General features: G+C 39.7%; 10 protein-coding genes. 2 read left to right on the top strand and 8 right to left on the bottom strand.

From position 1 onward, the window contains the following. Positions 1-113: 113 nt before the first annotated feature. A complete protein-coding gene (locus PO903_RS06805) occupies positions 114-359 on the bottom strand; it encodes a DUF6953 family protein (protein WP_069329693.1) in 246 nt (81 codons plus the stop codon). A gap of 138 nt (positions 360-497) precedes the next feature. Between PO903_RS06805 and PO903_RS06800 the strand changes: the two genes are divergently transcribed. Beyond that, positions 498-941 carry a DUF6376 family protein gene (locus tag PO903_RS06800; protein ID WP_069329694.1) on the top strand — a complete coding sequence of 148 codons (444 nt, stop codon included), beginning with the start codon at positions 498-500 and terminating at the stop codon, positions 939-941. Between the two features lie 140 nt (positions 942-1,081). Here PO903_RS06800 and PO903_RS06795 read toward each other — a convergent pair whose 3' ends face one another. The 6 genes from PO903_RS06795 to PO903_RS06770 form a co-directional block, all read right to left on the bottom strand. After that, complete coding sequence (locus PO903_RS06795) at positions 1,082-1,417, bottom strand: DUF4870 domain-containing protein (RefSeq protein WP_069329695.1); 336 nt, start codon at positions 1,415-1,417, stop codon at positions 1,082-1,084. Positions 1,418-1,608: 191 nt separating this feature from the next. Then, positions 1,609-1,935, bottom strand: coding sequence for a type II toxin-antitoxin system PemK/MazF family toxin (locus tag PO903_RS06790; RefSeq protein WP_273592957.1), 327 nt, complete (start codon positions 1,933-1,935; stop codon positions 1,609-1,611). A gap of 59 nt (positions 1,936-1,994) precedes the next feature. After that, positions 1,995-2,237: an AbrB/MazE/SpoVT family DNA-binding domain-containing protein gene (locus PO903_RS06785; protein WP_273592956.1), complete on the bottom strand. Its 243-nt coding sequence runs from the start codon at positions 2,235-2,237 to the stop codon at positions 1,995-1,997. A gap of 139 nt (positions 2,238-2,376) precedes the next feature. Further along, complete coding sequence (locus tag PO903_RS06780; RefSeq protein WP_273592955.1) at positions 2,377-5,472, bottom strand: efflux RND transporter permease subunit; 3,096 nt, start codon at positions 5,470-5,472, stop codon at positions 2,377-2,379. Position 5,473: 1 nt separating this feature from the next. Beyond that, complete coding sequence (locus PO903_RS06775; RefSeq protein ID WP_083243675.1) at positions 5,474-6,949, bottom strand: efflux RND transporter periplasmic adaptor subunit; 1,476 nt, start codon at positions 6,947-6,949, stop codon at positions 5,474-5,476. Positions 6,950-6,980: 31 nt separating this feature from the next. Then, positions 6,981-7,649 (bottom strand): TetR/AcrR family transcriptional regulator, encoded by a 669-nt coding sequence (locus PO903_RS06770; RefSeq protein ID WP_161594289.1) that lies wholly within the window; start codon positions 7,647-7,649, stop codon positions 6,981-6,983. A 200-nt stretch (positions 7,650-7,849) separates the two neighbouring features. On the opposite strand from PO903_RS06770, the gene PO903_RS06765 reads away from it, so the two are divergent. After that, the gene (locus PO903_RS06765) at positions 7,850-9,478 is read left to right on the top strand and encodes a tetratricopeptide repeat protein (protein ID WP_069329697.1); all 1,629 of its coding nucleotides are present in this window, start codon (positions 7,850-7,852) and stop codon (positions 9,476-9,478) included. A gap of 208 nt (positions 9,479-9,686) precedes the next feature. Here PO903_RS06765 and abnB read toward each other — a convergent pair whose 3' ends face one another. After that, positions 9,687-12,071, bottom strand: coding sequence for an arabinan endo-1,5-alpha-L-arabinosidase AbnB (abnB, locus tag PO903_RS06760; RefSeq protein ID WP_273592954.1), 2,385 nt, complete (start codon positions 12,069-12,071; stop codon positions 9,687-9,689). Positions 12,072-12,288 lie beyond the last annotated feature (217 nt).

Genomic DNA, 12,288 nt, shown 5'->3' with positions numbered 1-12,288 from the left:
GCCAGAATAAGTGTGATATGGACTGAGCTTGGATGAACGCTTTCTCATCTACTGTGTCCATACAATTACGCCATGATCCTGCTTTTAACAGCTAGATACGATTGTGATCACTATTATGTCCATGCCCAGAAAAATCCGTCTCGATCCCATGCGACTCTACCTGCATGGTGCTTGCGAAAAGCTTTTTTGATTTCTTTGGACAATGAGACATTTCCACTTTCACTTGTAAATATATACTCTTCTCCATGCTCTGCACGTACATAAGCAATCGCATCTTCTTGCTTTAATGTACCGTTGTTTTTGATCTGTTCTACCATCCATTCAGCGATATGCTGTTCGATCGTTGTTGAATCTGTCATTTGTTTTGTCCCCTTTATCTGGTCGCTCTAAGATTGGCTTGTATATTTATGAAACCATTGTGTTCCTCTCAGAGTAGTATACGTTAATAACGATACTTTGCAAAAAGATTTCGATATCTGTCAAAGGAGTGACCTACCATGAAAAAAGGATTATTGTTACTTATTTTGAGTATAAGCTTGCTATCGGGTTGTTCTGCACTCGATCAAGTCAATCAATCCGTCAATTATGTGAGTGAAGCAACATCTTATATCGATCAAGCTTCTCAATTTTCTAGCCAACTTCCTGAAATGACACAACAAGCTGTGGTCGATACAGAAGCACGAACTCAACTGGTGCAAGAGTTACAGCAAATGCAGACTCAGATCAATCAATTCGCCAATCTTGAAGCCCCTGGTTTTGCTCAAGATCTACATCAGAAGCTTGTTGGTTATAACGAAACATTAGGTACAGAGATCAACGGACTGATCGATCAAGTTCAAGCCGGACAGATTACACTAGAAAAAGTAAATAACTCGCAGATTTTTCAGACAATCGATCAGATTAATGGACTGATGAATCAGTTCCAGCAGTTAGGGCAGTAATTTAAATGTGATTTTGAGTTATATCTGTATAAATCAAACGCTTAATATATTTGGCTATCGCAAAAAAACCTTTACTGCATAATAGAGCAGTAAAGGTTTTTTGTGATTTCTGTATACCTATTGAACTGTGAAGTTATTTTTTATTTAAGCAATTGAACATTACCCATCAATGGCAACGGTTTGCGTTCGCCTTTAGAAGCATTAACAATACCGATGATCATAAATGCGAAAATAGCTAAGCTCACAAAAGGAAGTAACAATCCTAAAAATGGAATAATGGAGAATACTAAATTTGCCGCTACAGCGACTAAAAATAACGTTAATCCTTGATTCGCATGATACATGGCAAATGGTGAATTACGAGCAGCAAGCAAAGGAATAAAGAAGATGATATACGCTAAAATAGCCATCACTTTATTGTCTTGCACATCTTTAGAATCGTTTTGAGGATACGGTGGTGGTTGAAAGTCGGACATTGGTTAACCCCTTTTCTTATCATGTAAGTGGCAATTCCCGATTAGCGGCAGTCTGGAAGTTGGTTAGTGCATATGATATGTATTCTTTGCCTCATATTGAAAATCACCCAAATTATAACATTACTGTGTTCACTTGAGTAGGTAAAAAATGACTTATCGTTACTTTTATTTTACTCATCCGATGGTATTTATTAAAAGCAACTTTTAATAAGCTCAATCACTTCTTCTAGAATAGATGGCGGTAGTACATCTACTTTGTAAGGAGAACGTGCTTTGTAGTCTAATGACTTCATTTGTTCACACATCACCTCGCCTTTAATCTTACTATCTTCATTTAAATGAACATGTAGAGGATGTCTTCGAATTGTATTAGTTACAGGTACAACCATCATCATACCTGTACGATGAAATTCATTATTACTGACTACTACTGCTGGTCGATGACCTGCTTGCTCGTGACCTTTTGTAGGATTAAAATCCAAATAAATAATATCGCCTTGTGAAGGTATATACTCCATCGTTATGCTCGCTTCCTTTATATTGTTTAGATCTCAATACATAAATCGTTTTAAATAAGTCACCACACTTCTTTGCCTTCAGGGCTTCCTGTATCCCATTCACTACTCGTTAACTCTTCTGTAGTGTATGAAGCAAATCGTTCTTTTAGTGTTATCAGTTTTTTTACAGCCTTGATCTGAATAATGCCATCAAACACATAGAAATCGACTTCATCATTTTCTTTAATATGAGCTTCTTCTAAAATAGATTTAGGCAATCGTATACCTTGACTGTTTCCCCATTTCTTAACTGTACCCCTCATTACAATTCTCATCTCCTTTCACAAAGATTATCTTTTTTAAAGTATATACTTTGTTTATACATTTTTCTACTTTTTCACAAAAAATGATAAACAAAAAGACGCTCCTGAGAGCGTCTTATCATCTGTTGATCGATTCTATTTATACTTTTGCTTCTTTTGCCAACTTGCGTTGTTTTCTTTTCTCTTGTGAACGAATCAGTACCATATAGAGTGAAGGTACCACTAACAGAGTTAATACCGTAGAGAATAATAAGCCGAAAATAATCGCTATTGCAAGCGGGCGGAACAATAATTCTCCTACCGTCGCCATTGGAATCAAAGCGACAATCGCTGCAAGTGAAGTCAAAAGAATCGGGCGGAATCTTGCCGAAGCTGCTAAAATAATCGCTTCTTTCAATTCTTTGCCTTCCTTACGCGCATCTTCGATAAACTCAATCAATACGATACCATTCCGTACAACGATCCCTGCTAAGGAGATTACACCCATCATCGACATAAATCCGATCGGTGTTCGGGTAATAAATAATCCCAGTACTCCTCCTGCCGCCGCTAGATACACTGTTGTCATAATAATCACAGGAATCCAGAGGGAGTAGAATTGCATTGTAATCAGAATAATGATCAACATAATCACGACGATAAATAATTTACCAAGATCGACAAAGATATCACTTTGTTTGGACGTTTCTCCGCCCGTTTCCCATTTGTAGCCATCAGGGAACGATACACCTGCCATTTTAGTCTGCACATCGCCCATCACTTCTGTAGCGGTACGACCGGATACATCTGCTTCAATCGTATTCACGCGCTCCAGATTGTAATGATTGATTTGCTTAATTGAGAAGGAAGGCTTCATCTCTCCGATCTGAGAAAGGGGAACCTGTACACCTGCTTCATTGGTTACATTGGCTTGACGGAATAACGTTTCTGCATTGAGATTGGTAAAGTCTTTCATATAGATCTTCATATCTATTAACTCTTTACCTGTATCAAAGTCGCCTACTTTTACCCCTGTACCCATCATTAATAAGGTTTGAGTTAAGTTTTTGTATGTGACTTGATATTGATCCATCGCTGCTTGATTCACTACAAAATCCAGCGAATAGCTTTCGATGCCCATCGTATCACTCACATTGGTAGCTCCATTGGTTGAAGCCACGATACCTTTTACCTGATCGGTAAGTTTACGAATTTCAGCCAAGTCATTCCCTGAAATGCGAATCGATACCGGCTTACCTACAGGGATACCAAGCTCTGTCATACTGACAGAAGTCGTGACTGCCGGGAAGTCTTTCTTCAATGCTGTTGCCCATTGTGTAGACGCTGTAGCTACATTTAACTTGTCTTTGTCTCCTGTTAATACGACAGCTCCTTGATTGGTTCCATAACTATCTACACTTGTAATATTAGAAAATAGTGGCGCCGCTGTTCCTCCAGCCGAAGAAGATACTTTTGTTACACCCGGCTGTTTTTTAACCCATGCCGCCATTTTCTGTACGGTATCATTCGTTTCTTCGATCGATGTTCCTGAAGGCATCTGCACACTGATCGTAAGCTCTGCATTGTCTGATTTAGGGAACAATTCTACAGGCGTGAATAACACCAATACATACGCTAAGGTACTAAATAAAAGTCCCAAGATAGCGACGAACACAGGACGTTTCAAAATGTTAGGCATCACTCGATGAGCATAGACATCGGTGGCACCTTGAATCTGTTTGCCTAGTAAACCAGATGGCTTATTATTACGTGTCGCTTTGCCTTTTTTCAATTGACGGGTCTCATACCATTCACGGAAAATAGGAATAATCGTTAATGACATCACCATGGAAGCCAACATCGCTAATGAAATAATCACGGGAATCGGACGAATAAATTCTCCAATATCACCTGTAAGTAATAATAATGGAGCAAATGCAGCAATTGTCGCTAAGGTAGCGGTCAGAATAGAGATCGCCACTTCTTTGGTTCCATTGACTGCTGCTTCGCTCGGGCTTTCTCCATGACTTAATCGCCGTTCGATATTATCGTTGACTACTACAGCGTCATCGACCAGTATACCGAGTACAATGATCAAACCTACAACCGTCATCTGATTGAGCGTAATCCCCATCGAAGGGAGTAAGATCATGGCTATCGCTATTGATACGGGAATCGCCAAAGCCACAAATAACGAAGTCAGCATATTTAAGCCAAGCATACAGATCACAACAACTACAGCAATCGCAATTAAAGTCTCTTCCGTTAAAGCATGGAAAATACGATCGGTTTCATCTTTTTGTGCAAATAACGAAGTCACTTTTACATTGGCAGGTAATGTTTTTTGAAGTTCTGTCATTTTGGTATTTACACGTTCATACATTGTAGGTACATCAGAGCCTACTTCGCTGCTAATCTTAATCGCAATCGAAGGAACACCATTATAATAAGAAAGGTATTCTGCTTTGGCATGGCTCATCTGTACATTCGCTACATCTTCCAGATACACAGGCACTTTGGTATCTGAACGATATACCACGATTTTTTTAAGTTTATTTACATCGTAACTAAGCGGTACATTCAATTCATAACTACGTGTACCATTATCAATCGTTCCTGTTGGTACTCGATCATTAGAAGACTGGATCGCTTGCAAAATACTTTCCCAGGCGATTCCGTACTGCTGTAATTTATTCATATCGGCATCGATGCGTACTTGTTGCTCCGGAATACCATCAATCACCACATCTGTTACACCTTCAACCGAACGCAATTGATCTTCCCATGTGTGCATCAAGTCATTCAATGCCCAAATATCATCAGTAGACTTACCATATAATGCAAAAGATTGAACAAACGATTTGGTTAAATTATCATTTACAATCGGCTTATCTGCATCATCTGGTAAATCGGCTTCTACATCTTGAATTTTTTTGCGCAAATCATTCCAGACTGTCTCTGCATCCGCATCGGGTTGTGCTTCGATTAAGATCGACGATACCCCTGCGCTGGATGTAGATGTAACGGTTTTGAGATTAGGTACTTCTTTGATTTTTTGCTCTAAAATCTTGGTGACTGTCTGCTCGACTCGATCTGGATTAGCACCCGCATAGACTGTCGTCACCATCGCTTGTTTGACTACAACGTCTGGCATTAATTGCTTTGGTAATTGAAGTCCACTGGCTACACCTACAATAATAAGAACAATAAAAAACAACAGCGTGATTTTGCGCTTTTTGACGATATAATTAATCATGTTATTGCCCCTTCTGTACTTGCAACACATCGCCATTCATTAGACGATCGGCACCACTGCTGACAATCTGATCACCCACTTGTAGACCAGACTTGATCTCATACTGATTATTGTATAATTCACCAATTTGAACGGTTTTTTTAACTGCTTTTCCTTTTTGATTCACAAATACATAAGGATTGTTCGAGGTACTGATCACAGCCGAAGCAGGTACAGCAATGCCTGTTCGTCCTGTAGCTTGTTGTGAAGCTTTAACCACTTGCCCGGGTTTCCAATCTTGCTGTGGATTAGCAATGACCACTTCTGCATTGATTGAACCGGTATTTTTGTTGGTAGCTGGATATAATTTTTTGACTGTTCCTGTACGAACTTGATCATACAGATTGATACTGATCTTTTGACCGACTTTCCAGTTTTTCAATTCTTGGTCTGCAATCGGTAGCAATACTTTAAGCTGATTCACTTTACCGATTGTAAATACAGGAGTTCCTGCTGAGATAGTCTGTCCGCTTGAGATATCTTTCTCCAAAATCACACCACTTACAGAAGATTTCAATGTCGTTCTGGATAAACTAAGCGCTGCTTCTTTTTGAGCGACAATCGCTTGTTGATAGCTTGCTTGTGCTTGTTCTACACCTGCTTGTGCTTGTGCAATCGCGGCTTGTGCTTGCTCCACTTCTGCATTTGCTTGTTGTATACCTGTTTCAGCAGATTGCACGCCAGCTTGAGCTTCTTTAACTGCTGATGCTGCACTTGCACGGTCAGATGCACTTGCTCCTTCTTGTAAAAGAGATAGTTGTTGCTTCGCATCATTCAGACTTTGCTCAGCGACTTCTACCGCTGTCTGTGCTTGCTCATACTCTTGCTTAGTTAATAGCCCATTTTGATACAAAGTAGAAGCTCGATCCGCTTCAATTTTGTTTTGATTATATGTCGTCTGTGCCTTGTTAACAGCATTAATAGCTTGATTCTTTTGTTGTGAACGTGCACCATCGGTGACTCCACGCTCTGCTGCACGAGCACTTTCTACTTTAGCATTTGCAGCGGCTACGCCTGCGGCTGCCGATTGCTTCGAAGCCTGTGCTTTGCTTAGCCCACCTTGAGCACTTTTCAATGTTGCTTGTGCACTAGAGATACCGGCTTGTGCTTGCTGAGCGGCTTGCGCTGCATCGCTTATTTTTAATTGAAGATCAGCAGGATCTAGATTAGCAAGTAACTCTCCTTGCTTCACGGTATCCCCTACACTGCCACGAACGTCTTCTACCGTTCCATTAATTTCAAAAGACACTGGATATTCATCTGATGCTGCTAATGTTCCTGATAGATCATAGGTTGTATCTAAAGCTACTTTTTTGACAGTGGTTAACTCCACATTTGCTTGCTCGGCACTTTGCGCTTGACTATCTGCTGTAGAACAAGCGCTCAAAATAGTCATCATTAAGACGATGCACAAAGCAGATAAACTGCGTATTTTCATTCTAATCTGCTCCTTATCATTCCAAAAATAGTTATAAAATAAATCGTTTAATCTGTTCCAACACTTCATCTGCTGACAACGGATCACCAAACTTTTCCCATTCAAATACCAATGCTTCATACATACGGCACAGTAAGAAAGCAGTTAATAACTTATCTGGTACTTGAATCAAATTCTCTTGTTCCGCTTTTTCCAAGCGACTGGCGATAAAATGAACGGTCTCACAATTGATCTCTGCCAGTGCGTTCTTAGAAGCTTCTGTCGAATATTCAACAGCTTCTTGCTCGAGTTTATTTAATAATTCATGATCTTTACGGAACTGCATACACCCCTGTATTGTATGATGAAGCTTTTCATGAATCGTTCCTTCTATAGCCATATTGTCATCAATCGTTTGAGCCAGATCATCATTCACATTATGAATGATCGCTTTTAAAATATCTTCTTTGGTCTCAAAAAAGAGGTAGATTGCACCTTTGCTAATGCCTGCTGTTTTAGCAATATGCTCCACAGTCGTTCCTTTATAACCAAACAAAGAAAACACCTGTTTGGCTGCATTTAAAATTTTCAAACGTCGTTCGTCTACATATATTTCTTCCATCATGATATCCTCCAGTGATCCAAAAATGAATAGCGTCAACATTTGTTCTAAAGAAGACTCTTCTTCCAAATGGTGGTTCTGGTTTAGTATATCATTCATTCGCTCTACCTCCATGACCAAAAAACCAATTTAGTTTTCTGGTCAAATCATATTACGAATTTAAATGAATGTCAAATAGAAATATGTGTTTTTTCGACATTTTTTTATTGTTCCTAATCTTTTCTTCATATATGATATGGAAAACTTTATAATGTACTTATTCTATTTCCTACATTTGAGAATATTAAGGGATGTTGCTGATGAATCATTATCTTCTGGTATGGAGTACGCCTGATCTATGGAATCCGATATGGATCGTTATTGGAATTGGTATTGTTTTTGCATTGATTACTATAGGGGTCTATGCAGTTAGAGGTCTGCGAAAGCTGTATCGTTTGATACAGGTACAATTACAAGCGAGCCACAATCTCAGCTTACATCGAGAAGTACAGCAACAATTGGATCATATTCGTAAGTCAGAACATAATTATGATCAATTAGTACGCTTGAATATGTTAATCGCTCAGACTGCGGATCATTTGCTGTTGGCGAGAATACATATTTTGCGCGCAGAAGTCTATGAGAATATGAAGCAACCTGCTTTGGCGATTAAAGATTATCAACAAGCGATTCAGTATCATCCTGAAAATGATATTCCGTATTTTGGACGGGCATTGTTATATGAACAAGATCAACGCTTAGATCTAGCTTTACGTAGTTACCATCAAGCGATCGATCGTTATCCTAAGCATATCGATGCGTATTATCATTGTTGTCAGATTTATTTTGTACAGAAAGACCTTTATCGCTCACTTGAATATGCGAATACGATTGTTGAGCTTCAACCCGATGCCAATGCGTATTATAATCGCGGGGTCGCCTATGCCCGAGTGGATAACTATACGCAAGCAGTTGCTGACTATGAACAGGCAATCGAATTGGATGCCAATTATGCGAATGCTTATGTGAATCTAGGAATCTACTATGGCAAAATAGAGGATACCCAGCGAGCGTTAGAATATTACCAATTAGCAAGCGAATGTGGCGATTATAATATCGATATGCACTACAATCGGGCACTATTGTACATCGATTTGCAAGAGTATGCGCTGGCACTGGAAGATTTGAATACGTATATTGCTTTAGAAAGCGGTTATGGTGATGCGTACTACAATCGAGGTTGGATTCATAATGAAGTGTATGATCGTGCTGATCTGGCTTTTGAAGATTACACACGCTCTATAGAGCTACAACCGAATCAAGCACGAGCTTACAACAATAGAGGATTGATCTATCTTCATCGTCAACAATATGATTTAGCGATTCAAGATTATAATATGGCTATTACGTTCTATCCTAATACATCTAAATATTATGTAAGTCGTGGCTGGGCTTATCAATGCAAGCAAGAAGACGAACTGGCTTTACACGATTATGCGAGAGCAATAGAACTAGACGAACACAATAAGCAAGCTTATATTAATCGAATTGCGCTGTACAAAGCCAAAGGATACCGTTCATGGGTGATTCATGATTATCATCGCTTAATGGAGATTGAACCTGATGCAGTCTGGATTTATTTTGAGTGTAGTTGGTATTGTTTAGACAATAAAGATTACGAATTAACTATTCAGTACCTAGATCAAGCAATCTCTATTGATCCCACCCATGCTTTATCGTATAATAACCGCGGTTTTGCTTATCAAAGACTCAAAGATTATGAAGCGGCTCTAGCGGATTACAGCAAAGCAATAGAATGTGATCCTACGACAAGTGCATTGTATTATCGCAATCGTTTTTATATCTACGACTTTTTAGGAGAAACTGAAAAAGCCAAGCAAGATTGGGATATGGCTGATCAGATTGAACAGCATTTGCATTTGGTCTGATCTCAGTTGATTGCAATTTCTCTGTATCATGTATTACGGAAGACCTATGATGTAATACACTTTACAAATGTAGATACTGTTTCTGTGAGAACAGCAAAAAGCGTCGAGCCTATACAGCACTCGACGCTTTTTTGCTATTTGATTTTTATGACTACCTTTGGATTGGTACATGATTAGTCTGTCATTCTATTTGTGATTCACGAGTGATTTATTTTGCTAACGCTTGAACTTCTGCTTCGCTTAACGCTTTGTTATAAATTTGTACTGTATCTAGGGCACCTTTGAAATACGCATCTGCTGCAAAGCGACTTTTGCCTAAATATGCTTCACGAGTCATGAGATCACTCGGATTAAAAGTCATCTTTTCATTGGTTGCAGACAACTTCCCATTCACATACAATTTGCCTGTTTTTCCTTCAATAGTGACTGCTACATGTACCCATTCATTTAAAGGAAGCGGTGTGGAAGTGATTAGATTTTGATCCGTATTTTGCTGATGGATCGTAAACTGCATCCCTGTTCCTTGAGAAGGCGTCAAAAACATAAAGCTATTCATCCCATCCCCAAAGTCTAAAATACGTTGCCATGGCGCCCCACCTTGCCATTTCACCCAACCGGCAAATGTAAAGTCTTGTCCATCGGTAACGGTTCCTGGCAATTGTACATAACCGTCAGCACCATTCAGCTCTACTGCTCCACCTTGCTTACCTGCTGTTGTCCAAGTCGCTCCATGAAGTGTACCGTCATAATGATTGTACGTATTATCTTGTACGGTTGTACCGGACGTCTGATCAAAGTGATATTCACCTAATAGTGGGCCACGTCCTTGTTCTAACACAGTCACTTTAAAATTTTTATTCTTTTTGGCATCGCCTTTGGTGATCGTTGCAATCATCGTGACTTTGGCATTACCTGTTCCTGCTTCAGGACGTGTCACGACTCCTTTGTCGGAGATGATGTTTGGCTTGGATGATTTCCATGTGATTTGCGTGTCATGCGTACCTTTAGCAGGTAGATCAAGGTTATAGAACACACTGCTAATATCGCCCAGATCAAGATCTTTATCCACAGCGGATACGAATTGCTTGTCTTTTCTGGGCTGCATCTGGCTACCCCACACACCTACACCACTTTCTGATAGCGCTGTTAAGGTTAGCGTAGTCTCACCTGATTGTGGGTTCGTCTCATGTAAGAAGACACCATCATATTGCACATTGCCTATCTTAATCTGTACATCATGATCGCCCTGCAATGTCCATGTGCCTTGTACGGCTCCTGTAATCTGACCATCGGCTTGCAGTTGCACAGTCACTGATGAATGGACACTCGCACTGATTTCTTTATCCTGTGTGATCCACTGGTACTCACCTGCGATATCTTTGGCTTGAATGGTTGAAGTAGGATCGGCTTCTCCTGCATAACGATAAGGAGCCACAACCGGCCATCCCTGATCATTCATAAACATTTCATGTACACGTACTTCATGCTCTTCCCCACGATCGACAAACCGTGAATGGAAAATCAGAAAATACTTGCCTGTTTTTTCATCATAGTAAGCCGAATTATGCCCGGGTGATACCGCATTAGCTCCGATACCTTCACCCGGATCACCAATCGCACGTTCAAACTGATAATTCCCCATAATTTTCACACCATATGGAGCAATCGAAGCATCATCGAATAGTGGCTTGGCTGGATCGGCTTGGACATTGGTCATATCGTTACCTTGTGCATCATAGAAAGGCCCATCCGGATTGTGCGACCGAGCTATACGCACATTGTATCCCCCGAATGAATCCAGTCCACCGAAAGATAAGAACAGGTAGTAATAATCCGTTTCAGGGCTATATAACATATAAGGCCCTTCAATACGACTGTGATTGCCACCGATTAACTTTTTACCATAACCTTGATCGGGAAGAGGCTTACCACTCACAGGGTCTAATTGCAGAATAAAGATACCGCCAGAGTAAGATCCGTACACCATCCATAACTTGCCTTCTTTATCGAAAAAGGTATCGGGATCAACCGCATTTGGATCTTTGGTAGCATCATAGATCTTACCCCCTTCTCCAACTTCGCCCCACATCCCTGATTTGAGGAAAATACCTTGATCTTTATAAGGCCCTTCGATATTATCAGAGACCGCTACTCCTAATGCCGAACGAGGAGAATCTCCTTTACAAGCGTTGTAGTACATATAAAATTTGCCATCTGCTAACTGGATCACATCTGCTGCCCAAAGGGTATCTGACTGTGCCCAATCGAATGTTTCTTTAAGCTCTTCTTTCACATTTGGAATCAACGGATTACCATTGGCGACACCAGAAGAGATCATTTGCCAGTTCATGAGATCACTAGACTTGGCAGATGCTAAATGAGAACCAAAAATATAAAATTCATCGCCGACACGAATCACAGACGGATCATGCACAGAAGCTTCCTGATATGTAGGGGCTTGATTGCTTGTAGATACAGATTCAGACGCTGATAATGTATTGCCATTATCACTTGCCCATGCTGGCCCTACCGGTAAAAGTAATGCAGCTGTTAATGCCAGCAGACTTGTTTTGGTCCACATGTGTTTTGTCATTAATGAGTCTCCTTTTGGATGCAAGATATTTAATCGTTAATACATTTATTATCTTTTAGAATGTTTTATATCTAGTAATTTGAAATATTTTTATTTATAAAAACGCTTACAAACATAATATATAGCGTTTATCGGATTATTTCAAGCTAATTATTTATTTATATGTAAATTAATTAATGTTTATATGAATTATATGAAGTGTAATCTTATAATTTGT

The organism is Paenibacillus sp. PK4536 (assembly GCF_028594455.2).
In the GTDB taxonomy this organism is placed as follows: Bacteria; Bacillota; Bacilli; order Paenibacillales; family Paenibacillaceae; genus Saccharibacillus; species Saccharibacillus nuruki.
Note: the sequence above shows the minus strand (reverse complement) of the source record. Positions and strands in the feature narration are given on the sequence as shown.

Coding starts and splice junctions, on each gene's coding strand:
- PO903_RS06805 (WP_069329693.1), bottom strand. CDS start 359: ATGACAGATTCAACAACGATCGAACAGCATATCGCTGAATGGATGGTA.
- PO903_RS06800 (WP_069329694.1), top strand. CDS start 498: ATGAAAAAAGGATTATTGTTACTTATTTTGAGTATAAGCTTGCTATCG.
- PO903_RS06795 (WP_069329695.1), bottom strand. CDS start 1,417: ATGTCCGACTTTCAACCACCACCGTATCCTCAAAACGATTCTAAAGAT.
- PO903_RS06790 (WP_273592957.1), bottom strand. CDS start 1,935: ATGGAGTATATACCTTCACAAGGCGATATTATTTATTTGGATTTTAAT.
- PO903_RS06785 (WP_273592956.1), bottom strand. CDS start 2,237: ATGAGGGGTACAGTTAAGAAATGGGGAAACAGTCAAGGTATACGATTG.
- PO903_RS06780 (WP_273592955.1), bottom strand. CDS start 5,472: ATGATTAATTATATCGTCAAAAAGCGCAAAATCACGCTGTTGTTTTTT.
- PO903_RS06775 (WP_083243675.1), bottom strand. CDS start 6,949: ATGAAAATACGCAGTTTATCTGCTTTGTGCATCGTCTTAATGATGACT.
- PO903_RS06770 (WP_161594289.1), bottom strand. CDS start 7,649: ATGAATGATATACTAAACCAGAACCACCATTTGGAAGAAGAGTCTTCT.
- PO903_RS06765 (WP_069329697.1), top strand. CDS start 7,850: ATGAATCATTATCTTCTGGTATGGAGTACGCCTGATCTATGGAATCCG.
- abnB (WP_273592954.1), bottom strand. CDS start 12,071: ATGACAAAACACATGTGGACCAAAACAAGTCTGCTGGCATTAACAGCT.